This is a genomic window from Lysinibacillus sp. HST-98 (assembly GCF_016757845.1).
Taxonomy (GTDB): domain Bacteria; phylum Bacillota; class Bacilli; order Bacillales_A; family Planococcaceae; genus Lysinibacillus; species Lysinibacillus capsici.
Genome location: NZ_JAENHX010000006.1, coordinates 201,979 through 226,903 on the forward strand (window position 1 = coordinate 201,979; position 24,925 = coordinate 226,903).

A 24,925-nucleotide genomic window follows, 5' to 3' on the forward strand; every position below is an offset into this window, starting at 1 on the left:
GGGACCTCATCAAGGTCCCCTTTGAATATGTTTGCCTAACTAAATTGCATTTTTAGCGTACCTCTTCCTTCCTCTACTATTACTTCCCCAACTGCTCCATTCACTAGAATTAATTGAGGGGGGACATGTCCAATATCTACTTCATAGAAAACTGGTATTCCCATATCGTCAAAAATATCCCCTAATGCATCCTCCAATGTAAAGTCCCCTAGATTTTCATATAGTCCTGCTCGCCCGATTAGAACACCATTACATTTATTGAACCAACCATTGAACTTTAATTGCCACAAAGCTCGGTAGATTTGTGCCGCATCCATACCAACACTTTCTAAATACCATATTGTTCCTTCCTCAAAGCAATATTCCTTAATAAAGGATTGAACGTAATCGAAGGGCGTACCTAGAAGAATTTGCAATGTATTTAAACAGCCACCTATCAACCTACCTGTCATACGATTACTACCCTCTTGGTTTAGAATTTTCCATTCGGTTTCACTGTCAAAATAAAATCCTGTAGCAGGATTTCTATAAACTTGCTCCCAGCTCGATTGAAAATAGTGAGAAGAGCTTTGAGTTATTGTATGGCCAGTCTTACATGTAATTACGTCTATCCATTTAGAAGAAAGTTCATCCCATTGAGGTGCAGATAATTCAGTAAAATTCAACCCATGTGCGGATGCGTACCCCGTCATGGTTGTGTATACAAAAGATAAAGTACTAATATCTGAATACCCTAATATCCATTTGGGTCCCGCTTTTTTTAATTCGTCCCAATCGATTAAAGGTAATAACTCCATTAAAAAACTGCCTCCCCACGGTGGCATGACGACATCTATACGCTCATCTAATAAATAGTCCATAAGTTCAGAGACTCGCTTTTCTTTTGTTGTACTTCTACCTTTAAGCTGCGTCCAGGTAGTATTTCCAATAATAACTTTCATTCCTCTTTGTATTAATTGTTTTTCAGCTTCTCTTATTAATAGATGAAGATGCTGTTCGACGCCACTAGAGGGTGCTGTCACACCAATCGTAAGAGGTGTTTTTAAAGTAGGATATTGTATTTTCATTTACCATCTCTCCTTTATGCCTTCAAAAAATAATTGTTTTACAACAACAAGACGATTTTGGGTCTCTTAATTAGTTTCGTACATCAGATTTAGAATACATTTTAACTAAAAATACGGCTATGTATGTTTCAACACTATTTCTGTCCTTCACACATAAACAGAAATTTTTACCAATTATACTTGTGTTCAGAAAAAAAACCAACACAAAAATCTGCGCTGGTTAAATTTCTACTTTTGAATTTTCATATACTCATTACGCAACAGACTCATAATGATTTCATCTGAAAATGTATTATTCATAAACAAGGCCTGTCTCAAAACACCTTCTTTTTTAAAGCCGACCTTTTCATAGGATTTAATTGCTCTACTATTGTGTGAATATACCTGTAATTCTAAGCGATTCAGATTTAGCTCCTCAAATGTAAATCTTTGAGCAAGTCTAACTGCTTCTGACCCCATACCACTTCCACAATTCTCTATATTATGTATAGCTATACGGAACACTGCCTTCTTATTATCTAAATCAACTTCCATAATTGCCAAATCGCCAATTACCTGATCATTATCGACTAAACAAATAGCAAAATCATAGCGAGAAGAATCTGCTTTAAAGCGTTTGATTGCCTCTTTGATTTGTTCCTTTGTTAAGATGTTCCGTGTTCCTGTCATATACATGATTTCTTCATTTTGAAAGCATCTTATAATACTATCACAATCATCTTCACGTATTTCTCTTAAATAGACCTGTTGACCTTTTATCAATATAAACACCTCTTGTGCATTAAATAAGGAATCATCATGTATATAGATGATTCCTTTGTTAGAACTATTCCATTTGTTTTTCAGTGTGTACCTTCACCGATTTCTTCGCAGGGTCTTCCGAGGAGTTTACACCTAGAATATCAAGCAGGAACATAAATAGTGGAATACCTATGATTAGTCCCCATACACCAAGGAAATGCTCAGAAAAGAGAATGACCATAAACGTATAGAAAATCGGTAAATCTGTTTTGGCAGACATAAGCTTTGGATTTAAGAAGTAAGCTTCAATGGCATGTAAAACCATGACAATAACTAAAATATAGACGATGTACATCAAGCCACCGATGCTATATGCGATAATACTTAATGGTATTAATGAGATGATAACGCCTGCGACTGGAACTAAGCCTAAAATAAAGAGCATAATCCCAAGTGCAATCAAATGTGGGAAGCCCATAATAGAAAGGGCAATGACGGATAACACACAGTTAACAGCAGCAATAATAAATTGTGCTTCAATTACTTTACCAAATGAGCGGATAAATATTCTTGAGAAATAATGAAGCTCATCGTAAAGCGGCCCAATTTTACTATCCTTAAACTTAGCTGTAAACTCAATAATACGATTCTTTTCTAACAAGATGAATAAACTCAAAATTAGAGAAATCAATATTTGCATAATGATTTTACCAATATTCGTAATATTTTTAAGAGTTAAATCCACACCTTGCTCTAAATATTTCCCGAGCTCTATTTTCTCAAAAGTCGGTGCTAAGTATCTCGCAATCTCATTGTCATCTGGGTCGAGATTAAAACTTGCAATGAGGTCGAAAAGCTGTGTGATCTGCTGGGTCACAATCGGTAAATATTTGTAAATAACAGCTACAATACCCGCAACAAGTAAAAGATATAATGTTACCGTCACAGCTTTTTCATTCATCGGCGCATATTTTCTTATGCTTTTCGTGGTCTTGGTAGTAAGCTGGTTCATCAAATAAGTAATAATAAACGTAAGTAAAATTAGATTGATCATACTACGCATTAAATATAATGCAAGAGCAATCCCAACTAGAATAATAAAACGCTTAAATCCATTACTCCGAAAGAAATTATTCATTTATTCACTCCTTCTACAAAACGGCCTCGCTGCCTCTGCTACCTAGGGGCTACACTATAAAATTGATTTATAACAATACGCATCATTCTTATGTAAAAATTTCCCTCTCATTTAATGAGTATAGCCATCTACCTTCAAAATAAGACGAAATGTATGTTTCTTTTAGAAGTGTCTGTATAAAACCTAAGGCGGGTTTGAAGTGAATTGTATGTCTTGTCAAATTAAAAAGTCGAAACTCTTATCCTTTGTGAAAGCTTTACCAGCGTATTAGCCAAAATTCTATAAATCTATTATAACCCTTTAAACCAGCATATCCAATTTGTATGTTCTTTTATAATGGTATTTGTATAGAACTTTTAACAACTATTACTTTATGCTATTTTGATTAGAGATATAAATTAAACAGAGACAAGGACTGATTCTATGAAAATTGCGAGAAACCCTCAGAACATTCATCCACCTGTTGCTCCTTATGTTCATCAAATTGAGGTGACGGGGCCTCAGAGGTGGTTAACACTATCTGGACAAATCGGCATGATAACTGATGGATCTATACCTGAAGATGCAATAGCTCAATTGAAGATAGCACTTGAAAATATTAAAAGAAATCTAGATAGTGCCGATATGGAAGTTCAAGATATTACAAAGCTCGTCTTTTATTTAGTGGGAGATATGGATGCTATTCAACGAAAGGAAATTATCAGTGACTTCTTGGGGGAACATCTTCCATGTACAACATTAATGTATGTCGTTGCACTCGCTACACCAGCTTTAAAGGTTGAGATTGACGCATGGGCTTGTAAGGAATTATAAATTCATCCTATGTTTTATAAACTAAATGTGTGCATTTTTATTTTTTCAATGCCCCTTTAGCACTGCTAAAGGGGCATTGCCTTATTATTTAAGTAATGTTAGCGTTGTTGCAATAGCGTTATCAACAAACGAGCGTTGTGGCTGCGATTTCAGCATAACTGTTAACCCTATTAACGCAACAATTAATGCTTGCGCTAAAGACTTTGCATCCGTGTTCGCCTCTAATTCTCCTGATTGAATTCCCCGTTCAATTGTCTCCTGAAAAATTACTGATAGATAGAGTTGATGCTCTCTCGTCAAAATCTCGAACTTCTCATCATGTGGAGCTAATTCAACCATTGTATTGATACAAAAGCAGCCATTACTAAGATCTTTTGTATATTCTGCAGTAATCACATCTTCAAAAAATATAGAAAACGCCTGTTTTACAGAGGCATAACTTTGAAGTTTTGTCCGTATTTCGGATGCGCGAGATGTCGTATATCTACGAAGTGCCGCTTCAAATAGCTCCTTTTTATCCCCAAACGTTGAATAAATACTAGGACGCTGAATCCCCATTCTAGCCGTAAGATCACTTAAAGAAGTCGCTTCATATCCTTTCTCCCAAAATAATTGCATTGCGGCCTCTAACACTTTTGCCTCATCAAATTCACGCGTTCTTGCCATTATAGATACACCCCCATTAGAAAGAAATAGTAAGTTAATCATTATATTTTACGATACTAAACAGTATGTAATTATTTTATATCTTGCTTTTTTTATTGTCAATTTCATTTCATCAACCGAATTAAGAAGAAAATATATCTCAATTAAACATTGACAAGTCAAATGTAGTTAAGATATATTTACCAATAATTATTTTGTACCGAACGGTATATTATAATCACAATTCAATTAAAAAGGGAGGTTATAGTGTGGCCAATGCAAATGATGCGATTCATATAAATCAATCATCATCTATATCCCGAACTGTAACAATATTATTCGCTACAGCCTGCGGAATGTCTGTTGCCAATATTTATTTTGCTCAGCCGCTGCTAGATGAATTATCGAATGATTTTGCTATTGATCAATCAATTATTGGTTTGATTATTACTATCACACAAATTTTCTATGGGCTAGGCTTACTTCTTCTAGTACCACTTGGCGATTTACTAAATCAAGGACGCTTGATTATAGGACAAATGCTATTATCCATAGTGGCTTTGCTCATAGTGGGTACTGCAACCTATGTTGCAGTGCTATTTGCGGGTATCGCCTTAGTTGGTCTACTTGCCGTTGTAACACAGTCGATGGTGGCATTCGCAGCAACTATGGCTTCTTCTACAGAGCGTGGTCGTGTCGTTGGCATTGTCACAAGTGGCATCGTCATAGGTATACTGCTGGCTCGTACCTTTGCTGGTCTATTAACAGATCTAGCGGGCTGGCGTTCTGTCTATCTTGTCTCTGCCGCCCTCTTGCTGTTAATGGTTGGTCTGTTTCTAAAAGTGTTACCAAAAGGAGAACGAGAAGTAAAATCACTATCCTATTGGCAGCTAATTCAATCCGTGTTTACCCTGTTTATTCAAGAACGAACATTACGCATCCGCTCAGTTATAGCCATGCTAATTTTTGCTGATTTCAGTATTTTGTGGACGCCCCTTGTTCTGCCACTTAGTGCGACACCATTATCTCTTTCACACAGTGTCATTGGAGCATTTGGTCTTGTTGGAGTGGCTGGTGCTTTAGCTGCTGCACATGCAGGAAAGTTAGCAGATCGGGGATATGGTCAAAAAACAACAGGTATTGCCTTAATGCTTTTACTCCTTTCCTGGTTGTTTATTAACTATTTAGAACAATCGTTATGGGCATTAGTTGTAGGTATCGTGTTGCTTGATTTGGCTGTACAGGCAGTTCATGTCACAAACCAGGCGATGATTCTCCCATTACGTACAGAAGCACGTAGCCGTCTTACAGCTGGCTATATGGTGTTCTATTCTATCGGAAGCGCAGGCGGTTCAATCGCTTCTACACAGACGTATGCACTCTTCGGCTGGGAAGGTGTATCCTTCCTTGGAGCTTCTATCAGTACAATCGCCCTTCTTTTTTGGGCAATGACAAAACGATTTACAAATTATTAGTTTGATAGGAGAGATAACAAATGGAAATAGGAATTACTTCTTTTGTAGAAACAAAACCAGATGTTCAGAGTGGTGAAGTAATTAGTCATGCACAGCGTTTACGTGAAGTAGTAGAAGAAATCATTCTTGCAGATCAAGTAGGTTTGGATGTTTTTGGCATTGGCGAGCATCATCGAGAAGACTATGCTGCATCTTCTCCAGCAATGGTGCTATCTGCTGCTGCTTCTCAAACGAAAAGCATTCGACTCACAAGTGCTGTAACTGTTCTTTCTTCAGCAGATCCTGTGCGTGTCTTTCAGGATTTTGCCACATTGGATGGACTATCAAATGGACGTGCAGAGATCATGGCAGGTCGTGGTTCTTTTATCGAATCCTTCCCCTTATTTGGCTACGATTTACATGACTATGATGAACTATTTGAGGAACATTTAGACCTACTACTTAGCATTCGTCATTCTGAGAAAGTAATTTGGGAAGGAAGACATCGACCAGCAATCAATCATTTAGGTGTGTATCCTAGACCAGTTCAAAAATCTCTTCCAATCTGGGTAGCTAGTGGAGGAAATCAACAATCTGCTGTTCGGGCTGGGCTTTTAGGTTTACCCCTAATGTTAGCAATTATTGGTGGCAGCCCAATACAATTTGCTCCGATTGTTCAGCTATATAAAAAGGCAGCACTTCATGCAGGTCATAATTTATCAAAACTTCAGGTAGGTGCTCATTCAATAGGTTTTGTTGGACCGAGTACGGAATGGGCAGCAGACACCTTTTTCCCATCAACAATGGCTGGTATGAATAAATTAGGCAAGGAAAGAGGCTGGCCCTATTATGACCGTTCCAGTTATAATGCTGCACGAAGTTTTGAAGGAGCACTCTATGTCGGTGATCCAGATACTGTTGCTAAAAAAATTATTCACCTACGCAAGCACGTAGGAATTACACGATTTATGCTGTACGTGCCTTTAAGTACCATGCCACATGATCAAGTCATGCAAGCTATCGAACTACTAGGTAAAGAGGTTGCTCCTCGTGTACGTGAAGAAGTGGCTAAATGGGAGGCAGAAATGGAACAAGAAGCACATCCGCTTTTTTAAAGTCTTTTGTGTGTAAAAGCGAAGTAAATTTGTATTATGGTATTGATAATAAAAAAAGCGAAAATGTTATTAACTCAACATTTTCGCTTGATTAAATTCTATTCGTACAAGTTCGCTATCTGTAACAGGCAAAGAGCAGCTGTTTCATTTATCTGCTCTACAAGTTTCTCGCTCTGAATTACTTTAAGGATTAATCGAAATCAAGCGACTTTCTCCCTTTAATCCAGTTCACGTACATTAATGGGAATTAATGTTCTTTCCAATTGTTCACGGTGCTGCTCGTACTGAGGTGGCAACATTAATTGACGACCCATTGTCTCTTTTGTCTCGTCATGAGCAAATCCAGGAGGATCTGTAGCGATTTCAAATAAAATTTCGCCAGGTTCACGGAAATAAATCGCATTAAAATAATTACGATCTTTTACTTCTGTTACATGTTGTCCATGATTCATCACATACTCTTGCCATTCTAAATGATCTTTATTATCTTGAGCTCTCCACGCAATATGATGCACAGTTCCTACACCCATTTGGCCACGTTGACCTGCAACTGTTTTTAAATCCACTGTATTGCCGATTTCTGCACTAGAAGTATAACGCGTATAGTCACCTTCCGTCGCTACCTTTTCAAGACCCATTACTTCTGTTAAAACTTTTGCAGTTTCTTCAGGGTGACTTGAGAATAGTGTAGCTCCACCAAATCCTTTGATAGCAACCTCAGGTGTTACTTCACCAAAAGACCATTCGTTGAGCCCGCCTTCCGCACGTGCCACGAGCTCAATATGCAATCCATGTGGATCATCGAATTGAATGACTTGCTCACCAAAACGTTCAGCTTTTTGGAAAGGAATTGAAAATTTCGCTAAGCGATTAACCCAAAATGGCAGTGCCCCTTCTGGTACAACATACGTTGTAACGCCAACCTGGCCATCACCAATACGTCCTTGATAAGCATTAGCCCAAGGGAAGAAGGTAATGATTGTTCCTGGTTTCCCACCCTTGTCACCGAAGTATAAATGATATGTGCCCGGATCATCAAAGTTTACTGTTTGTTTTACTAAACGTAAGCCTAATACTCCTGCATAAAAATCAATATTCTCTTGCGGATGTCCTACGATCGCTGTGATATGGTGTATACCTGCTGTATGTTTCTTCATGTTAACAAGCCCTTTCATGACTATTTTTCTCCCCTATACTGTGCCCTTTTTAAACCTATCTCAATCTGTAAAAGCTTAGCGAATTGTATATAACGCTTTAGACCATGGGATCAATTGATCTAACATTTGGTTTACTGAATCTATTTGTACTTCTTTTGGTTTGAATTCTGTGCCATTTTCAAAATCTGTGAATAATGATAGTGCTGGATGAACACGCACATCTGCGATTAAAAGCTCACCCATAATCCCACGTAAATGTTCTGCTGCACGAGCACCGCCTACAGAACCATAAGACACGATCCCAGCTGCTTTGTTATTCCATTCAACACGTAAGTAGTCTAGTGCATTTTTTAATGCACCTGTAATAGAGTGATTGTATTCTTGTACGATGAATACAAAGCCATCTTGTTTAGCAATAATTTCTGACCAACCTTGTGCTCCTGAAGCATCCTGTCCTGGCTCACCCAATAATGGTAATTTATAGTCAGCAATATCAATCACTGTATAATTGGCATCTCCGCGTTGATCTGCAATTTCCTTTACCCACTGTGCTACTTGAGGGCTTACACGTCCCTCACGAGTTGATCCAATAATAATACCGATATTTAATTCTGCCATTGTTTGTTCCTCCTCTTTTTTTGTACGAAATAATTTATTAAAAAACCCCATAATTGTACCTCCTGACGAAGCTAAAGGTTCGAATTCATTTATCTTGAATTTATTTATCTTGAATTCGAGATAATGATAACACGATATTTTTATAAACGTCAACAACTTTGTTTTGAAAATTAAAAAGGCAGAGATAATTAATTCTCTACCTTTCCTAAAAGCTTATAAACTTGTGATTTTAAATAACGATATTGACTATCATTAGTATCTTGAAAAGCCTCTACTCTATTTGAATCAATATCTTGGTAGTCGATCAGGGACGGAAATTGTTCCTCCGAGAAATCCTTTCTTTCTCCATTAATGATATTATAAAAGTGCCAGCCTTCCTCAAGAAATGTTTTTCTAATTTCTCCGCCAAGAATATCCTGCACAACTAATGAAGTGACGCCACATTGTCCTTTTGCAGGGTTGTCCACACTCCATTTAGAACTTGATTGTATGGACCATGATTTTCTTAAGGCATTTAATACGTCTTTTTCCATGCAAAAACTCCTTTCAAACACTTTAAAATGGAACTTCATCCATTCTTATTGGTGTCGACTTCCCTACTACCCAATCATCTTTAATGGCACCATAGACAATACTATCTGTCACGGTACCATCCCCATTTTCCCAAGCATTTCTTAAATACCCTTCCTTCACAAAGCCAGCTTTACTAAAGCATTTTCGCATTCCGATATTATCAACTCTTGTATAGCCTTCAATGCGAATCTTCCCTCTTTCGCCAAACAGGTATTCTTGTAGCCAATGAAGTGCTTTGACACCGTATCCTTTGCCTCGAACATTTGCATCTAAGCGCAGATCAAAAAGAGGGATCGTATCATCTATATCATGAATAAAGATAACACCAACTTTTTCTCCATCTTCAAGTATCCAATGTGTTTCACGATTGTTCTGATAGTACCCCTCTGCATATGCGGTGCGAACAGCCTCTTCTTTTATGTATGGATTGGTGTGATACAACCATTTATTTTGCGTTAATAAATGAACTAAATCATTAATTTCTTCTTTAAATAATTTGATTTCCATAACTATCTCCTTCCTTTATATGTCCTCACATATATCTGAAAAAATAAAGTTAGTTTTTGTATGCGCATATGGCTGTAATGCATCAATAAACTGCTCTACTTCAGGAAAAGATTGAAAATGCCCCTTTAATAAAAAACATGATTCACCTGAAATGCGATAACAGAAGTCTATATTTGTATAAACCTTCAGATATTCTTTAAAATCTGCATAGCGGTTATTTTTGATTGTCGCCTCAACAATCGCTTCAATTGGATAACCCAAGGCTTTTTTATTAATATCCAATGTATATCTCTTAATGATCTTCTGTTCCTCTAATTGTCTTATTCTTTCGCGAACTGCTGGTGCAGATAAATGAACCCTTCTTCCTAGCTCGCTCATAGAAATTCGACTATCTGCCTTTAATTCTTTTAGTATTATTTCATTCATGAAATCCATTGTGTAGATATCCCTTCTTTTTAAAAGAAAACAATCATATTTTCCTTCGAATTGATATGTTAACTTCGTTATTAAGATTCTACACTATTTAATAGAAGGAGGAATGATTGATGACACTTATTCAATTGCATGACAAGGGCTTAACACCCTTTCAACAATTATTAGGCTACAACGAGGGAATTCAGCTTCACTGGCGGCAGTTAGGAGATGTACTAGAAGAAGAGGGACATCTATCTGCTCCTTTAAAAGAAGAGGTGCGAAAAACATTAGCTCAAAAAAACGGATGTCAGTATTGTCAGGCTAAAGGGAAGCCCAATCCTCAGCACTATGATGAGAAAACAGCAGTATGTACGGGTTTTGCAGAAGCATTCTTGTCTGCTAAGGGGCACACCGCCCCCAATGTCACGGCTGTATTAAAAGAATATTTAACAGAAGCGGAGATTAGTGAGCTACTAGCATTTATTTGCTTCACGACAGCACAGCAATATTTTGGCGCACTCATGCAATTAAAATAATAAGGAGCTAGGGGAGAAACCCTAGCTCCTATTCAGGATGCTATCCTTTTAATTCCATTTTATGAGCTATATCTATAATAAATTTCTTACTAAGCTCTTCTTTCATATTATTTTCAGCATCCACCATCACTTGTTCAATGAGACAGCCTTGATGATGGAAGGAATCGTTGTGTTCAGAGGAACAACTAAATAATGAGGTTTGTCCTTCAATTGCATATATCACATCTAAAAACGATATTTCTTGGGGGCGCTTAGAAATGCGATAACCACCGTTGACACCTGAGTTCGACTCAATTAAACCTGCCTTTACAAGCTTAGTTAATATTTTGGAAAGATAGGTTGGAGATAATTTTTGCATTTCTGCTACAGATTCTACACTCATTGATTTTCCTTTAGGATTGCGTGTTAAAAACACCATTGTATGTAAAGCATAATTTGTTGCTTTTGAATACTTCATCATTCATCACCCTTCATTAAGGATCTTTATTATCTGCAATTAAAACACATTCTATCATATTTGAAGAAAAAAGCATGTTTTGTATGAAAACACGCTTTTATGATCCCTAGTCATGCTGTCCATAACCCGCTTCTCCAGCAAGCGCATCAGCCTTTGTTACATGTACAGTCCCAAATGGATGATTTGGCGGCGCATAAATCGTGTAAAGCTTTAGGGGTTTATCCCCTGTATTCGTAACATTATGCCAGGTTCCTGCTGGTACCATAATAGCCGTATCTTCTGCGACATGTCTCTGATAGTTTAAATAATCTCTAGTTGGCCCCATTTGAGTTAATCCATGCCCCTCCTCAATACAAATGAATTGGTCCACATGTGGGTGTATTTCTAAACCAATATCTTCTCCGACATTAAGACTCATCACCGTTACTTGTAAGTTTGATCCTGTCCACAATGCTGTACGATAATTTTTATTGCGCTTTGTAGCCTCTTCAATGTCGATAACAAATGGTGTTGGTCCAAAATCATTCTGGACATTACTTCTTGGCGCTCGTTCTGCCTGATTTGGATAGGCCCAATAAACAGGTTGATAACCGTAATGATACGATTGATAATTACCGTAATAAGGGTGGTACATTTATCTCAATCCTCTCATGCATGATAACGCTATAGTATGCAATTGAATGAAAGAAGGTACTCACATGTAGTGTGACTTAATTGAGTAATATTTATATATAGACTGGAGGTAGGTACCATGAATACTAGATTAACAAAATAACTTGCAGGTAATCCTGCGATTAAATGGTTTTCTGGACACGTTGTTAAACATGAATGGATTGTAGAAGTAGAAGCAGAGTTAGGATTCGATTTACCACAATCCTATTGCTGTAGGTTAAAAAAATTATCGCAATGGACAGCTGAATGATGGAACTATTTTCTCAATCGGTCAACCAGCTTACAGAGACATCAATGATCATGATATTCTCTATATACATCGCCTGAACTTGGCTGATGAGGATTGGTGTAAACAGTATCCGAATAGATTGGATTTATTTGTTCCAGACTCTGACGAATTGTACTTCTTTGATCGATCGTCTAAAGATGAACACGGCGAATTTCCAGTTATGTGCTATGACTTAATGAATGACATGATCTATGAATATGCCTCTTCATTCTCAGAATTTCTTGAAAAACTGATTGATGAGCGTAGCCAATAGTATGAGTTGCCTTATCTATGGGCAACTCACAACTCGGAAAATTCCTCTTTCAAATGTTTACGAAATTTATCATCTGTAAGAAATTTCAATTGAAAACTATTCATACTATTGGAGAGCTTAATCTGCTCCATTGTATTTAAGTTGTTAGCGAAAAAGGCTATCTCTGTTTGATTTCCATCTTTATCTTCCGCGTAGGCTGCTAATGTTAACACAAATGCAGTCGATCCTCCCTTTTGACCAGCATGTTTTAACCATGCTTGATTTCTAGGATTCTGCATCAATTGCTCCAACACGGGATCTAAATATTTATGTACTTCTGGACTTAAGAAATTTTTACCATTTAATTTTTCTAAAATAGAGATGTAATCATTTGTTGTGGCCCTTATTAAACGATCAGACCATATCTTTTGAAAATCCATATTGAGCATTTTTTGAGCTTTTGTTTTCTCCTCAATTGTTAAAGGATGTTCTATCCAATTTGCATGAATAGCCAATGCACGTTCACGATATTCAACCATATCCATTTTTCGCAATGTAGTTAACGTTGCTTTTTTCGTTAAATTTTTTTCCTCCATCAAGTGAATGGGAATATAAAGTGCACTTACAATTGGATACAAAGGTTCATGATGCTCTACATTTAACTGTGTAAGCACATCATTAATTATTTGAAAGTCTAATACATGCATTAAATATTCCGTATTTGCATTGGAGCTATAGGCAATCATGCCATTTGCTACTTCACTTAAAGGTACACTATCTGCACCCTGAAGGTTTAACTGCGCCAACCATGCTTTATGTGCGCCACCATCTGTTTTAGGAATGTAAAATGCCTCTAACTCCTTTAGATTTACTTGCTCTTTAGGATTAATACGGCCATCAGCTGCTTGTTGCGCATAGGCGATGGCTACGATTATTTTAACCGTACTTGCTAACGGTAGCTGTTGCTTGGTGTTTAGCTCCACCCAATGTTGTTGATTATATTGAATGGCTACGGAAATATTTTTATCCTCTTTATGTTCCTTGATAAATTGCACGATATATTCAGGATCGTTCTTCTTGATTTCTTTTTGAAACTTCCAAAAAATAATGCTACATACAAAACCTATACAAACCAAAACACCGCCAATCATCCAATATAACTTTTTCATAATCATTCCTCCATCACTCAGCTGCTTCTAACAACCATTGCTGTAATGCTGTAGACGACTGGTTATTTAATCGTAATGCTATTTCTGTTAATTTCTTCTGGTGGCATCACTTCTACAAGTATGCATACAGAATCCCTTGCTTGATTCACCTCGAATAGTCCTTCTTCATCAAGCTTTTTCATGGCTAACTCCATTGCTGCTAGCCGTAATGTAAGTTCTTGCTGCCAATTGCTCGATGTTATCGATCGTTGACATACCTTCTCTTTAATGAATTAGAGAAGCTCTTAAATTGCTAACCCCATTTTCTAAATATCCTTTGAGGCATGTTAATGTATAGACCCACCCCTCTTTTTGGCCCATCATTTTTGTCACAATTTCTGGGTCATGTGCATTTAACCCTGATTCTACAACAGTAATAATTGTTTCACTTTGTGATTCTTCAAAAGTGATGGTAACCATCGTCACTTCACCATGCTCTTCTCCCCAAACAAACACAATTTTTCTATTCACCTCCATTTCAAGCACGGTGATCACACCCTCTGCACGATATTCCTCATATTTAAGCGTAATTCTTTTACCTTCTCCCCATCTTTCAGAACTGCTAGAAAACCAATAATGCCCGATTTCAGTAGGGGAAATAATGGCTTCAAATACTTTATGGGCTGGTTGACTGATTTTTAGTTTCGTCGTCACATCCGTATTTATCATCGTTCATCATCCTTTTTCATATTATCTATCTACACCTTCGCCGAAATTTTCCATTAACCTTCCTTCCTAATAAAAATTCACTAAAAAAGGTGCGATTCTCCTAAGAGAATCACACCTTTTCCACTTAAAATATCTTTTTATTATGAACAGTAAACTGAATATCTGCTACATTGTCGATAAAATTTTTATCATGTGTGACAAAGATTATTGTTCCCTCATAAGCAGCTATAAATTGTTCAAGGGCTTCAAGGGCTTGAATATCTAAGAAATTAGTTGGTTCATCCAACAGCAGAATATTATAATTTCCTAAAAACAGCTGACAAAGCTGAAGACGTATGGCCTCACCACCACTAAGTGTGGTAATTTTCTTTTGTAGATCAGTGCCAGCAAACTGCATGGAATGAAGTACGCTTCGTAATAAACTTTCATCATATTCAGAGCGATTCTTTAAAAATTGTAGCACTGTTTCCTCATCAGCAAACTGGTAGCCCATCTGATGAAAATAACCTATTTTAGCCTTTGGAGAAATAGTTATTCCCTCACCATTATTGGCTATATGTTTTAGTAATGTACTTTTACCACTGCCATTGTTACCCGTAAGCGCAATTTTTTTACTTAACGGGATTTGGAAACTGACCTCGTGTAATAGCACCTTATCTTGAGCATATAAAGTGAATCGATCTGCCATAATGGGATACTTATTATGCAATGCCAATGCTTTTGATTGCCGAAAAACAATTTTTCTTTCTTCCTGCACCGCTTCTACTTTTTGAAGCTTCCCTATCCGATGTTCGATAGCTTTTGCTGCACGCTGTACGGCTTTTTGACTTGTGCCTTTGGACTTTGTCATAAACATACGATTAGGTTTAGCGTTAGCCTCTCTTTTAGACATATTGCCTGCCTGAGCAATTTTTTCAGCTTTTTTCATTTTTTCATCTACAGCTTTTTCAAGTCGGTTCTTTTCTTTCAAATATTGGTCATGAGCTTGATTTTGTTGATCTTGCTCTAATTGCTTTTGCATGACATAATCGCTGTAATTGCCTGAGTAGATCGTTACCTTACCACCATCTACCTCCCATATCGTTGTAACCAGCTCATCTAGTACAGCACGATCATGGCTGATGAGCACGAGTGCCCCATAATAATAACGTAATTCATCTAATAAAAAGGAGATTCCGAGTTGATCCAAATGTGTTGTCGGCTCATCAATAAGCAAAGCTTCCTCATAAGAAGTAAATAATTGAGCTAGCTTTAATCTTGTTTGCTCTCCACCACTTAATCCTTCAGAATACTTAGGTACTGCTAATTTCCCTAATAACTGTGGATCTGCCTCTATTAACGTTGGTGCCTCCATCTGTTCAAAATATCCGAAATGAACATGTCTTTTCAATTTCCCACTTACCGGTTGTTGCTTGCCAGCAAGTAACTTCATCAACGTACTTTTACCTGCACCATTTTTACCAACGATACCTATCCGGTCAAATTGATGCACAGCTAATTTTTCAATATTTAAAAGTTCTTTATCTAAATAAGTAACGACTACATTCTCTAACTCAAAGCAAACCTTTTCCATATTACTACCTCCCGAAATTGATCATTCCGTATCGATAGCGATGGTATCGATACGAGCTTTTAATCAAAGCTCGTATCAAAAGAATAATAGACTATACATTTCACTTTCCTCCCTACACTCAATAAAAAAAACACAGACAATTTGCCTGTGATGTAAAGTAAAAGAGATTTATTGTAAGACAAGCGTCTCTTTTTCTCATGATGATGAAGATGATTAAAAAAGGACAGACTATCCCATTTACTCTGGTGTCACAAAACAGAGTTTGGCCCTATTCAGTTATTGGTTCAATATTGGGAAACGTAGTCTCATAGCATGTGTCATTTTTTAATAACCCTCCTAGCGGTGTTACGACTATTATAAATTCTGGCTATAATATGTCAAGTTTCCAAAGTTCTCTCTAAAGACACACTAATTACTGTCGATATATCACAAATGAACATTCCAAAAAGTATATCATTTGGTGAAAACCTGATATAGTATGGAATTTAAGAAAAAATAAAATTTGATTTGGTGGTGTTATGTGAATGAAGAAATACGTTATCGATATTTTAATGATTATGCTTGGATCACTGCTTTTTGCCCTAGCAGTTAACTTATTTGTTATTCCAAATGATTTAGGTGAAGGTGGCGTAACAGGCTTAACGATTATTGCTTATTATCTGTTCGGATGGTCGCCAAGTATTGTCAGCTTTGCTATGAATGCAGCTTTACTTATCGTTGGTTATAAATTTTTAAATAGACAAACAACAATTTATACAATCATTGCGGTCTCATTCCACTCTTTATTTTTACATTTAACAGAAACATGGTCTATTTCTTCAGATGAGATTATCGTCAATACAATTTTTGGTGGCGTATTTGCAGGAGTCGGTATTGGCTTGATTATCAGAGTTGGTGGTACAACAGCAGGTTCTACAATTTTAGCGAGAATCACGAACAAATATCTTGGATGGAGTATTAGCTATGGACTTTTATTCTTTGATTTAATTGTTGCTTTTTCATCTTATTTTATCATTGGTGCGGAGGCATTAATGCTAACAATTGTTATGCTGTATGTTGGTACAAAGGTAATGGAGTTTGTTATTGAAGGGGTTAACCCTAAAAAGGCAGTTACCATTATCTCTAAAAAACCTGAAGACATTGCTGGACAGGTTACTGCTTATATGAATCGTGGGGTAACTGTTCTATCAGGTCATGGTTATTATACAAAGGAACAAAAGGAAATCCTGTATATTGTTATTAGTAAGCAAGAAGTTGTAAAGCTTAAAAAAATTGTCAAAGAAGTAGACAAGGACGCCTTTATTGCCATTCATGATGTAAGGGACGTTTTCGGAGAAGGCTTTATTGAATTAGCAAAATCATAAAACAGTCAAAACACCTTTTGTAGGTAACAACAAAAGGTGTTTTATGTTGTTGAAAAAAGATTCATGTCACTAGCAGAAAAAAGATCTTTTGGCAAAGCGAGGGGGATTTTCCTTACGCCAGCGTCCTTTCCAGGCGGCGTCCGATGAGTCGCTTAATCCCGTAGGAGTGACGCTGGCTCCATTCCAATCAACCATATGTGCAAAAGTGTCTTTTCCTTATCTTTCATCCTAACAGTAACGATCTAAGGACTCATTAGAAGTAGCTTGCAACGGATATCCATTTTCACCTTTCACAAAAATTCTATCGGCGGTTTTGTTTTTCTATTTACCTATTTCTATCCATCTGTAAAGAGCTTTCGATAATGCTGTCTAATAGTGCTGAATAGCTGATCCCCGCAGCAAGGGCACTTTTTGGTAGGAGGCTATTTTGCGTCATGCCAGGCAATGTATTAACCTCTAACACATAAGGAACGCCATCCTTAATTAACATATCTACTCTTGCATAGACAGTGCATCTTAAAACCTTGTAACTAATCATCGCAGCCTTTGCCACTCGGTCATGAATTGCAAGTGGTAGTTCCACAGGTTCCTCTACTGTAGAAGCATCATCATATTTTGCCTGATAGTCAAAAAATACTGCTGTATGTTTGATTGACAGGACTGGCAATAGCTGATCATTGAGTATTGGACATGTAATTTCGTCACCCATCAAATACTGCTCAATAATGATTTCGTTATCCCACTTAAATACCTCTGTAATCGCAGCCAATAAGGCACTCCGATCATGGACAATTTGGACACCCACACTAGAACCTCCAGCATTTGGCTTAACTACAAGTGGATAACCCATAAGCTCTATATCCTGTAAGGGCAACTCCTCTCCCTTTATGAGATGCACCCAATCTGGAGTTGCGACACCTTCATATCGAAGAATTTTTTTAGCCATATTTTTATCCATGCACAAACTACTTGCTAGAAGACCGCTTCCTGTATAAGGAATACCTAACGTTTCTAGCACCCCCTGAATCGTACCATCTTCCCCAAACTTACCGTGAAGTGCTAACAAAGCCACATCAATATCACCCACCTTGTCAATTACCTCTTTGTTGTCATCTAATGTGATGGCCACAACTTCGTATTTTTGCTTATCTAATTGAGCGACCATTTCCTTACCTGTCATGATGGAAACCTGCTTTTCAGAGGAAGTACCACCCATAATTACGCCAACCTTCATTTTTTCAACTCCTCATAACGTTTGTCAATGTATCACCAATGATTTGAATACCTCGAACAATATCGTCATCTGCTAACCTAGAAAAACCTAAACGAAATGTATTACTACCTCTCCCATTTGTATAAAATACATCGCCTGGATAAAATACCACGCCCTTGTCATAGCACTTCTCAAGCAACAAACGTGCATCTACATCCTCTTTTAGTTCTATAAAAAGGTGAAGTCCCCCATCCCCTGTTATCCTGCTAAAGGGAAGGTATTGCATACAGGCTTGACGGGCAAGCTCATATTTTTTCTTGTAAACAAATCTTGCTTTCTTTAAATATTTTTCAAAGTAACCATCCTGTAAATATTGATATAACACTGCCTGATCCAGTGTTGATGTATGAATTGTTCGAGCTCTTTTCATACTTTCCAAGCTATCAATTAACTCCCTATCTGCTAAAATCCAGCCAACTCGTAAGCCAGGGAAAAGTATTTTAGAAAAGCTACCAATATAGACAATGTTATTACCTGTTCCACTAAAAGCGATTAGGGGTGCCAAATGCGAGCTTGAATACCTTAATTCCTCATTAAAACCATCTTCTACAATGGGTATTTGATATTGGGAAAAAAGCTGAAAAATAGTACTCCTTTTCTCGGAGGAAGTGACAATTCCTGTTGGATTATGATAGGACGGGATAAGGTAGGCAAAATCAAAATCCTGATCTGCTAACGTTTTTTCCACCTGTTCCATGTCAATCCCGTCATCTTGCATATCGATGCCATGGACATCTAGCCCATGCAAACGGAAAAGCTTCAATGCTGCATGATGTGTAGGATTTTCACATAGTACACGCCCTAATTTTTTAGCTAATGAGGACAATAAAATATCTAGACCTTCTGTAAAACCATTTGTAATTAAAATATCCTTATTCGAAATGTCCACACCTTTCATCTCCATATAGCTAAGAAGATGATCAATTAAGGGCTTATACCCCTTGGCATAGCCATAGTTCAAGACAATATCTCCTTCAATGGACATCCTTGTGAGAAATGCCCTTTTGAAATTTTCCACATCAAAAAGCTTTTCTTCTGGAGCTATACTAGTAAATGAAATCATGCCTTTTTTCCAGTGTATATCTTGTCGTATTAAATCAATTTCATCAGCTAATAAAGTTGTTTCATTCAGTCTTTGTTTCCAATCTATTTCAATAGAAGAAGTTTTCAATGTAGTAACCTTTCCGATAAAATGCCCTTTTCCTTTCACTGCATAGATGATGCCATCTAGCTCTAATTCGGCATATGCGTTCAGCACCGTGTTTCTACTGACCGCTAATAACTTACTAAGTTCACGGGTAGATGGAAGCTTTTGATGTTCCAACAGATGCCCCTTGACAATCATGTCTTGAACATAATCCTTCAATTGTACATAAACTGGTCGTTCATCCATAAGCTTAAAATCACTAAACACTTCCTAACCCCCTTGCTTCATTTTTGCATAAACCCTGATAACCAAAAAGGTCCACACATTATGTAATTTCCTGTTAGAGTGGTTGCTCTTCTTTCTATCATATTTCAACATGGTCATAAGCATAAAAAGAAAACTCCTCTTTTAAGAAAGATATCACTAAAAGAGGAGTTTTATTATTATTTTAAAATATTATTAAGACCGTTTTCCTTTTTATCAGGACATACTAAAGACACCACAACTCCAACAATTAAGCAAATAAAGAATGTCGCTGCCTTGGCTGACACAACAGCCTCCATAGGTGACAGGGACCATACAATCGCACTAATAAAACCGACAATAATTGTAGCAATGACCCCAATGCCTGAAACACGTTTCCAGAAAAAGATTAAAAGGATCACAACCGAAAATGTATTGCCAATCCCTGCCCATGCAAAGGATACTAAGCTATAAATCACAGAACCTGATTTGAGTGAAATCATAATACCCACAATCCCACTAATAACAGCTACTAGACGAGAAAGGTGAACTAATTTTTTGCTAGAAATATTCCAACGTAATGTTTTATGAATGATGTCCTCACTTATCGATGTTGTGATGACTAACAATTGAGACGAAGCCGTTGACATAATAGCTGCTAAAATACCAGCCACAATAATTCCTGCAACCCAAGGTGGTAAAATTTCAAATATCATATGCGGTAATATCATTTCAGGATCTTCAATAGAACCTTGCTTATACAAAGTGGACGCGAAAATGGCAGATAAAAAGGCACCCACATAGACAATTAATGTCCAAATAATCGCCATATTACGGCCAGTAATTCGCTCTTTTTCAGTCGTAATAGCCATAAAGCGAGAGCTCAATTGAGGTTGCCCCCCAAGCCAGCCAAAGAACCATGATAGATTTGTAAATAACATTGCCCCTAAGGCAAGTCCATTTAAGCCTCCAACCCAACTATCCGCACCATTGCCCATTTGAGCTAGCTCTGTTGAAATGCTTAAACCTTGATGTTGAATTTCCATATAAGCTGCAATTGGTACAATAACGAATGAGATAAGCATTAAAAAACTTTGGATTGTATCTGTCCAAACAACAGACATAAATCCTCCCATACATGAATAGGCAATTATTATTGTTCCAATAATAATTGTTCCCCATGTGATGTTGAGTCCTGAGAATGAATAAATCGTTTTACCCATCCCGGAAAATTGAGCTGCTAAATAGCAAACAAAGAATAACACCAATACTGCAGAAGCTAACCAACGAATTATATCTGCGTGCTTTGGAAATTTAACAGCAATATAATCTGTTAGGCTATTCACCTTATATTTTTGTTGCTCTGTCATAAAGCGCTTTGATAAAAATAGCCATGACACAACAACGCCTAAAAGCATGCCAGATAAAATCCAAATGCCAGATAGCCCAGCCACATAAATAAAGCCAATTGCCCCTAAAAACATATAGGCGGATTCACCCGTTGCACGCTCTGAAAAGGCTAACGCCCAGCCCGGTAGTTTATTTCCCCCTAGAAAGTAATCATTATGTGATAAATCTTTTTTACTGAAGTAAATCCCTACTCCTAGCATAGCGAGTAAATAGACAAATATTTCAACATAAACAATTGTATGCATATACCCAAAGTCCTCCATCTGATTAATCTAAACAATCCCAATTGGTTTTATCAGATAATAGTTCGGGTTTTTTTAATTGTCAATAACTAATTTTGTAAAAAGGAGGCAAAGTATTTCGATATTTCTACAAACTTCAAAGCTCCTGGAGAAAGATGAATACTGTGTTTATGTGCAATTCCAACCTGTCTAATATAAGCTTGATAAAATTTTTTTCTAATCAGGTTACTTGGTGCATGTAGTAAAAGGGAGTTGGGTACAACAGAAATGCCTAAATTTTCATTGACCATTGTCAAAATGACTTGGTCTACTGATAATTCATAGACTACATTGGGATGTATTTTATGTTTAGCTAAAATCCTTGATACATCTCGATCAATCGTACGTTTAGGCATAATCCAGCGTTCATCCTGCAATTGCTCTAGAGAGAGCATCTCTTCCTTCGCTAATGGATGCTCCTGTGCCATAATGCAAACAAGCTCATCATTAAAAATCGCATCGAATACAAGATGTTTAGAATTTGGTTGCACTAAAAAACCGATATCGACAACGCCATTATGAAGCCATTCTTCGATTTGATCATAATCTCCCTCCATCAAACGTATTTGTAGGTCTGGATGATGCTGTTCGAAATACGCTAAAACCTTTGGTAATAACACCAAGGAAACACTTGGTAGAATACCAACCGATAACGTCCCCCCAATGAGATTTTTTAAATTTGCTACAGAGGTTTCAAGCTGCTGGTGTTGCTGCAATATTTTTGAGATGTGTTCGTAAACAATTCTCCCCTCACTCGTTAAAACAATATGATTGCGGTTTCGAATAATTAGAGAAAGCCCTAATTCTGCCTCTAAATTACTAATCGTATGACTGATGGCAGACTGTGTGAGATTGAGCTTTAAGCCTGTTTCTGTAAAATTTCCTGTATCGATAAGTGTGTGGAAAGCAATATATTGCGCTAATGTAGCCATGCTATTCTGCCCCTTTATGATTTTTTTTCATATTCGATTGTGTAAATATTCATTTGATTTAAATTACTAGCCACCTCTATAATAAAAATAAAATCCAAGTAAATCAATATGATTTGTTAATGAGGGGGCTCATAAAATGGCAGAGGAAAAATTAATGATGAAGGCTTTATCTATGGACATAATTACAGCAAAAATGTTTACAGAATTACATCTCTCCATTACAGAGCAGTATGGAGAGCATGGTCGGAGATTAGTAAAAAAAGGTCTAGAGGCGTTTGGTTTAAAGGATGCTGAAGCAATGGCTAAAAAGGCAACAGCAGAAGGCGAAAATCATTCTTTCTTTGAATATTTACCATCAAGTGTCGAGGGTGAAGAGAAATTTGCGGATTTAACAACGTTCGCCCGTTTTTCCAAAATGTTTGCACAGATTGCCAAGCCAGTTGTAGACGAATATGGAGAAGCTGGTGAACAAGTGATTATGCGGGCAGTAGAACGTTTTGGCCTTAAGCGAGGCCAAGGAATTGCTCAACGTGCTCGCTCAAACGGCCTAGAAAATTCCGTGGAGCATTATTTAACTAACTATGATATGGGTCGTAGTGATTTGTTTGAAATCGAAACCGTTTATAAAGAAAATGAGGTTGAACAAACGTTTACTCATTGCCCATTAGGTCAACAATGGGCAGATGATGATATGGGTAAATACGGCATTTTGTATTGTAAAGTCATCGACCCTTCTATTGCTAAAGGGTACAATAAAAGCCTAGAGGTGGTACATGATCAATTTGTTTTACGTGAAGGACAGTGCCACTTCCAATTCCAAATGAAAGAGTGATGTCATGATTAATGGAGTTAGGCTCGTACAGCATCTTCAAGACTTAAGTCAAATTGGTCGCAATGAAAAGACAGGTGGCATTAACCGCTTCTCGTTCACACCAGAAGAAAAGCAGGCCATTGAGTTAGTCACAGCTTATATGGAACAAGCAGGTATGAATGTCACAATCGATGCAGTTGGAAACCTTATTGGTACATATGGTGGAGGAAATGAAACCATTATGCTGGGTTCTCACATCGATACAGTACCAGAGGGTGGTAAATATGATGGAGCATTAGGGGTGCTAGCAGCAATTGAAGTGGTACATTCTATGCATGAGCAACAGTTGCTACCCTCTAAAAAAATTCAAGTTGTCGCTTTTAAGGATGAGGAAGGAACGAGATTTGGCTTCGGGCTCCTTGGCAGTAGTGCAATGGCTGGTCTTTTAACGGAGGAGCAGTTACAGCACTCAGATGAAGCTGGCATTTCCATTGAAGAAGCCATGAAGTATTTCGATTTAGCACCTTATCCTTTAGTAAAAGTACAGCGTAATGATATTAAAGCTTATTTAGAGATGCATATCGAGCAAGGAAAAGTGTTAGAAAATGAAGACCTACCAGTCGGTGTTGTCACAGGTATTGCAGCCCCATTATGGCTAGAGGTAACCGTAACGGGTGTCAGTGAACATGCTGGTGCTACACCTATGCCGATTCGTCAGGATGCTCTAACTGCAGCAAGCGAAATGATTTTAGCTATTGAGCAACTATTAAACAATACAACAGATTCCGTTGCAACGGTTGGTAAGCTAACGGTCTCTCCAAATGGGACAAACGTTATACCAGGTAAAGTCACGTTCTCGATTGATCTTCGTGATATTGACGAAAATAAAGTAAGTGCATTAGAACAAGAAATTATGCAACAGCTGCAACAAATTGCTGAACGAAGACATGTTACATTGACTTCAAAAGTATTGCAGCGTATTAAACCAGCAAAAACGGATGCCATGCTACAAAAGCAACTCACTACAAGTATTGAAAAGCAAGGTATACGACCTTATTCTCTCATAAGTGGTGCTGGGCATGATGCAATGAATATTGCTGAAATTGCACCGATTGGGATGCTATTCGTCCGCTCAAAGGATGGTATTAGTCACAATCCCTTAGAATACAGTTCAGATGAGGATATTGTTGTAGCAACTAATATTTTTTATGATACTGTTGTGGAACTTGCTAGATAGACTACTATATTATAGAAGAAAGCCATTCTCTATATTGTTGAGAATGGCTTTTTTAATATTTTTCATAGCCTTCATTTTTATCTTGAGTAATCATCTTTTAAATGAAAGGCTATTTTTTCAGGGTATATGTTAGACGATCACCTTGAAATGATAGGTAAGCTGTTCCTTCAAAGTTTCATATTCATTGACCGCTTGAGCAAATAAGCTTGGATATCCCCTGCTTGAACTTTCTCTACTATAGCTTTTATATCTGCGCCCATATTCTTATTGGATTTAGTTGGTATAGTCACAAGCTTCCTCCTCTCTATCTGTATAACTAAATTCATCACCATTTTGTGACAGCAAAGAA

28 protein-coding genes are annotated in these 24,925 nt (G+C 37.3%); 7 read left to right on the plus strand and 21 right to left on the minus strand.

Annotated features, from left to right (window positions below):
• Positions 1-35: 35 nt before the first annotated feature.
• The 3 genes from JIN86_RS15280 to JIN86_RS15290 form a co-directional block, all read right to left on the minus strand.
• Positions 36-1,067, minus strand: coding sequence for a S66 family peptidase (locus JIN86_RS15280; protein WP_004231615.1), 1,032 nt, complete (start codon positions 1,065-1,067; stop codon positions 36-38).
• 228 nt (positions 1,068-1,295) lie between these two features.
• Positions 1,296-1,829 carry a GNAT family N-acetyltransferase gene (locus JIN86_RS15285; protein WP_004231614.1) on the minus strand — a complete coding sequence of 178 codons (534 nt, stop codon included), beginning with the start codon at positions 1,827-1,829 and terminating at the stop codon, positions 1,296-1,298.
• A 64-nt stretch (positions 1,830-1,893) separates the two neighbouring features.
• Entirely contained in the window at positions 1,894-2,946 is a 1,053-nt protein-coding gene (locus JIN86_RS15290) for an AI-2E family transporter (RefSeq protein WP_009370575.1), read from the minus strand.
• Between the two features lie 423 nt (positions 2,947-3,369).
• On the opposite strand from JIN86_RS15290, the gene JIN86_RS15295 reads away from it, so the two are divergent.
• Positions 3,370-3,759 carry a RidA family protein gene (locus JIN86_RS15295; RefSeq protein WP_004231586.1) on the plus strand — a complete coding sequence of 130 codons (390 nt, stop codon included), beginning with the start codon at positions 3,370-3,372 and terminating at the stop codon, positions 3,757-3,759.
• Between the two features lie 84 nt (positions 3,760-3,843).
• Here the strand turns inward: JIN86_RS15295 and JIN86_RS15300 are convergent, their stop codons facing one another.
• The gene (locus tag JIN86_RS15300; protein ID WP_004231585.1) at positions 3,844-4,425 is read right to left on the minus strand and encodes a TetR/AcrR family transcriptional regulator; all 582 of its coding nucleotides are present in this window, start codon (positions 4,423-4,425) and stop codon (positions 3,844-3,846) included.
• A gap of 248 nt (positions 4,426-4,673) precedes the next feature.
• Between JIN86_RS15300 and JIN86_RS15305 the strand changes: the two genes are divergently transcribed.
• Together JIN86_RS15305 and JIN86_RS15310 are read left to right on the plus strand one after the other, a co-directional pair.
• Entirely contained in the window at positions 4,674-5,879 is a 1,206-nt protein-coding gene (locus JIN86_RS15305; protein WP_202342321.1) for an MFS transporter, read from the plus strand.
• A gap of 20 nt (positions 5,880-5,899) precedes the next feature.
• Entirely contained in the window at positions 5,900-6,973 is a 1,074-nt protein-coding gene (locus tag JIN86_RS15310) for an LLM class flavin-dependent oxidoreductase (protein WP_004231583.1), read from the plus strand.
• Positions 6,974-7,191: 218 nt separating this feature from the next.
• Here the strand turns inward: JIN86_RS15310 and JIN86_RS15315 are convergent, their stop codons facing one another.
• From JIN86_RS15315 to JIN86_RS15335, 5 genes are all read right to left on the minus strand, one after another.
• Positions 7,192-8,130 (minus strand): ring-cleaving dioxygenase, encoded by a 939-nt coding sequence (locus tag JIN86_RS15315; protein WP_004231582.1) that lies wholly within the window; start codon positions 8,128-8,130, stop codon positions 7,192-7,194.
• 75 nt (positions 8,131-8,205) lie between these two features.
• Positions 8,206-8,799, minus strand: coding sequence for an NADPH-dependent FMN reductase (locus JIN86_RS15320; protein WP_004231581.1), 594 nt, complete (start codon positions 8,797-8,799; stop codon positions 8,206-8,208).
• A gap of 137 nt (positions 8,800-8,936) precedes the next feature.
• Positions 8,937-9,281, minus strand: coding sequence for a YunG family protein (locus JIN86_RS15325; protein ID WP_202342322.1), 345 nt, complete (start codon positions 9,279-9,281; stop codon positions 8,937-8,939).
• 22 nt (positions 9,282-9,303) lie between these two features.
• Entirely contained in the window at positions 9,304-9,828 is a 525-nt protein-coding gene (locus JIN86_RS15330) for a GNAT family N-acetyltransferase (protein WP_202342323.1), read from the minus strand.
• Between the two features lie 15 nt (positions 9,829-9,843).
• Positions 9,844-10,263 carry an Lrp/AsnC family transcriptional regulator gene (locus JIN86_RS15335; protein ID WP_004231573.1) on the minus strand — a complete coding sequence of 140 codons (420 nt, stop codon included), beginning with the start codon at positions 10,261-10,263 and terminating at the stop codon, positions 9,844-9,846.
• A gap of 110 nt (positions 10,264-10,373) precedes the next feature.
• Here JIN86_RS15335 and JIN86_RS15340 point away from each other — a divergent pair, with 110 nt between their 5' ends.
• Positions 10,374-10,778, plus strand: a complete 405-nt coding sequence (locus tag JIN86_RS15340) for a carboxymuconolactone decarboxylase family protein (protein ID WP_202342324.1) — start codon at positions 10,374-10,376, stop codon at positions 10,776-10,778.
• 40 nt (positions 10,779-10,818) lie between these two features.
• Here the strand turns inward: JIN86_RS15340 and JIN86_RS15345 are convergent, their stop codons facing one another.
• The 7 genes from JIN86_RS15345 to JIN86_RS23975 all read right to left on the minus strand — a co-directional run bounded on the left by JIN86_RS15345 (position 10,819) and on the right by JIN86_RS23975 (position 16,199).
• The gene (locus JIN86_RS15345) at positions 10,819-11,238 is read right to left on the minus strand and encodes an Rrf2 family transcriptional regulator (RefSeq protein WP_202342325.1); all 420 of its coding nucleotides are present in this window, start codon (positions 11,236-11,238) and stop codon (positions 10,819-10,821) included.
• 103 nt (positions 11,239-11,341) lie between these two features.
• Complete coding sequence (locus JIN86_RS15350; protein WP_202342326.1) at positions 11,342-11,869, minus strand: cupin domain-containing protein; 528 nt, start codon at positions 11,867-11,869, stop codon at positions 11,342-11,344.
• A gap of 606 nt (positions 11,870-12,475) precedes the next feature.
• Positions 12,476-13,597, minus strand: coding sequence for a serine hydrolase (locus tag JIN86_RS15355; RefSeq protein WP_202342327.1), 1,122 nt, complete (start codon positions 13,595-13,597; stop codon positions 12,476-12,478).
• 62 nt (positions 13,598-13,659) lie between these two features.
• A complete protein-coding gene (locus tag JIN86_RS23615) occupies positions 13,660-13,779 on the minus strand; it encodes a DUF4303 domain-containing protein (protein ID WP_237497305.1) in 120 nt (39 codons plus the stop codon).
• A gap of 82 nt (positions 13,780-13,861) precedes the next feature.
• Entirely contained in the window at positions 13,862-14,305 is a 444-nt protein-coding gene (locus JIN86_RS15365) for an SRPBCC family protein (RefSeq protein WP_004231563.1), read from the minus strand.
• Positions 14,306-14,429: 124 nt separating this feature from the next.
• On the minus strand, positions 14,430-15,878 hold the full coding sequence (locus tag JIN86_RS15370; RefSeq protein WP_004231562.1) for an Msr family ABC-F type ribosomal protection protein: 1,449 nt from the start codon (positions 15,876-15,878) through the stop codon (positions 14,430-14,432).
• A 276-nt stretch (positions 15,879-16,154) separates the two neighbouring features.
• The gene (locus JIN86_RS23975; protein WP_115364072.1) at positions 16,155-16,199 is read right to left on the minus strand and encodes an erythromycin resistance leader peptide; all 45 of its coding nucleotides are present in this window, start codon (positions 16,197-16,199) and stop codon (positions 16,155-16,157) included.
• A gap of 203 nt (positions 16,200-16,402) precedes the next feature.
• On the opposite strand from JIN86_RS23975, the gene JIN86_RS15380 reads away from it, so the two are divergent.
• The gene (locus JIN86_RS15380; protein ID WP_004231561.1) at positions 16,403-17,242 is read left to right on the plus strand and encodes a YitT family protein; all 840 of its coding nucleotides are present in this window, start codon (positions 16,403-16,405) and stop codon (positions 17,240-17,242) included.
• Between the two features lie 325 nt (positions 17,243-17,567).
• Here JIN86_RS15380 and JIN86_RS15385 read toward each other — a convergent pair whose 3' ends face one another.
• The 4 genes from JIN86_RS15385 to JIN86_RS15400 all read right to left on the minus strand — a co-directional run bounded on the left by JIN86_RS15385 (position 17,568) and on the right by JIN86_RS15400 (position 22,528).
• Positions 17,568-18,476: a D-alanine--D-alanine ligase gene (locus JIN86_RS15385; protein ID WP_202342328.1), complete on the minus strand. Its 909-nt coding sequence runs from the start codon at positions 18,474-18,476 to the stop codon at positions 17,568-17,570.
• Between the two features lie 4 nt (positions 18,477-18,480).
• Positions 18,481-19,929, minus strand: coding sequence for a MocR-like pyridoxine biosynthesis transcription factor PdxR (gene pdxR / locus JIN86_RS15390; RefSeq protein ID WP_202342329.1), 1,449 nt, complete (start codon positions 19,927-19,929; stop codon positions 18,481-18,483).
• 176 nt (positions 19,930-20,105) lie between these two features.
• A complete protein-coding gene (locus JIN86_RS15395) occupies positions 20,106-21,560 on the minus strand; it encodes a sodium/proline symporter (RefSeq protein WP_004231554.1) in 1,455 nt (484 codons plus the stop codon).
• A gap of 86 nt (positions 21,561-21,646) precedes the next feature.
• The gene (locus JIN86_RS15400) at positions 21,647-22,528 is read right to left on the minus strand and encodes a LysR family transcriptional regulator (protein ID WP_202342330.1); all 882 of its coding nucleotides are present in this window, start codon (positions 22,526-22,528) and stop codon (positions 21,647-21,649) included.
• A gap of 136 nt (positions 22,529-22,664) precedes the next feature.
• Here JIN86_RS15400 and JIN86_RS15405 point away from each other — a divergent pair, with 136 nt between their 5' ends.
• Entirely contained in the window at positions 22,665-23,360 is a 696-nt protein-coding gene (locus JIN86_RS15405) for an L-2-amino-thiazoline-4-carboxylic acid hydrolase (RefSeq protein ID WP_202342331.1), read from the plus strand.
• 4 nt (positions 23,361-23,364) lie between these two features.
• Complete coding sequence (locus JIN86_RS15410) at positions 23,365-24,576, plus strand: Zn-dependent hydrolase (protein ID WP_202342332.1); 1,212 nt, start codon at positions 23,365-23,367, stop codon at positions 24,574-24,576.
• Between the two features lie 167 nt (positions 24,577-24,743).
• Here JIN86_RS15410 and JIN86_RS23815 read toward each other — a convergent pair whose 3' ends face one another.
• Positions 24,744-24,866, minus strand: coding sequence for a hypothetical protein (locus JIN86_RS23815; protein ID WP_255538329.1), 123 nt, complete (start codon positions 24,864-24,866; stop codon positions 24,744-24,746).
• Positions 24,867-24,925: the final 59 nt, after the last annotated feature.

What these genes read in the sequence shown, in the direction of transcription:
- JIN86_RS23615 (WP_237497305.1), bottom strand. Translation starts at nt 13,779, where the DNA reads ATGAAAAAGCTTGATGAAGAAGGACTATTCGAGGTGAATCAAGCAAGG.
- JIN86_RS15380 (WP_004231561.1), top strand. Translation starts at nt 16,403, where the DNA reads ATGAAGAAATACGTTATCGATATTTTAATGATTATGCTTGGATCACTG.
- JIN86_RS15365 (WP_004231563.1), bottom strand. Translation starts at nt 14,305, where the DNA reads ATGATAAATACGGATGTGACGACGAAACTAAAAATCAGTCAACCAGCC.
- JIN86_RS15310 (WP_004231583.1), top strand. Translation starts at nt 5,900, where the DNA reads ATGGAAATAGGAATTACTTCTTTTGTAGAAACAAAACCAGATGTTCAG.
- JIN86_RS15320 (WP_004231581.1), bottom strand. Translation starts at nt 8,799, where the DNA reads ATGGGGTTTTTTAATAAATTATTTCGTACAAAAAAAGAGGAGGAACAA.
- JIN86_RS15350 (WP_202342326.1), bottom strand. Translation starts at nt 11,869, where the DNA reads ATGTACCACCCTTATTACGGTAATTATCAATCGTATCATTACGGTTAT.
- JIN86_RS15300 (WP_004231585.1), bottom strand. Translation starts at nt 4,425, where the DNA reads ATGGCAAGAACGCGTGAATTTGATGAGGCAAAAGTGTTAGAGGCCGCA.
- JIN86_RS15345 (WP_202342325.1), bottom strand. Translation starts at nt 11,238, where the DNA reads ATGATGAAGTATTCAAAAGCAACAAATTATGCTTTACATACAATGGTG.
- JIN86_RS15395 (WP_004231554.1), bottom strand. Translation starts at nt 21,560, where the DNA reads ATGCATACAATTGTTTATGTTGAAATATTTGTCTATTTACTCGCTATG.
- JIN86_RS15315 (WP_004231582.1), bottom strand. Translation starts at nt 8,130, where the DNA reads ATGAAGAAACATACAGCAGGTATACACCATATCACAGCGATCGTAGGA.
- JIN86_RS15355 (WP_202342327.1), bottom strand. Translation starts at nt 13,597, where the DNA reads ATGAAAAAGTTATATTGGATGATTGGCGGTGTTTTGGTTTGTATAGGT.
- JIN86_RS15400 (WP_202342330.1), bottom strand. Translation starts at nt 22,528, where the DNA reads ATGGCTACATTAGCGCAATATATTGCTTTCCACACACTTATCGATACA.
- JIN86_RS15335 (WP_004231573.1), bottom strand. Translation starts at nt 10,263, where the DNA reads ATGGATTTCATGAATGAAATAATACTAAAAGAATTAAAGGCAGATAGT.
- JIN86_RS15340 (WP_202342324.1), top strand. Translation starts at nt 10,374, where the DNA reads ATGACACTTATTCAATTGCATGACAAGGGCTTAACACCCTTTCAACAA.
- JIN86_RS15410 (WP_202342332.1), top strand. Translation starts at nt 23,365, where the DNA reads ATGATTAATGGAGTTAGGCTCGTACAGCATCTTCAAGACTTAAGTCAA.
- JIN86_RS15385 (WP_202342328.1), bottom strand. Translation starts at nt 18,476, where the DNA reads ATGAAGGTTGGCGTAATTATGGGTGGTACTTCCTCTGAAAAGCAGGTT.
- JIN86_RS15325 (WP_202342322.1), bottom strand. Translation starts at nt 9,281, where the DNA reads ATGGAAAAAGACGTATTAAATGCCTTAAGAAAATCATGGTCCATACAA.
- JIN86_RS15330 (WP_202342323.1), bottom strand. Translation starts at nt 9,828, where the DNA reads ATGGAAATCAAATTATTTAAAGAAGAAATTAATGATTTAGTTCATTTA.
- JIN86_RS15290 (WP_009370575.1), bottom strand. Translation starts at nt 2,946, where the DNA reads ATGAATAATTTCTTTCGGAGTAATGGATTTAAGCGTTTTATTATTCTA.
- JIN86_RS15280 (WP_004231615.1), bottom strand. Translation starts at nt 1,067, where the DNA reads ATGAAAATACAATATCCTACTTTAAAAACACCTCTTACGATTGGTGTG.
- JIN86_RS15295 (WP_004231586.1), top strand. Translation starts at nt 3,370, where the DNA reads ATGAAAATTGCGAGAAACCCTCAGAACATTCATCCACCTGTTGCTCCT.
- JIN86_RS15405 (WP_202342331.1), top strand. Translation starts at nt 22,665, where the DNA reads ATGGCAGAGGAAAAATTAATGATGAAGGCTTTATCTATGGACATAATT.
- JIN86_RS15370 (WP_004231562.1), bottom strand. Translation starts at nt 15,878, where the DNA reads ATGGAAAAGGTTTGCTTTGAGTTAGAGAATGTAGTCGTTACTTATTTA.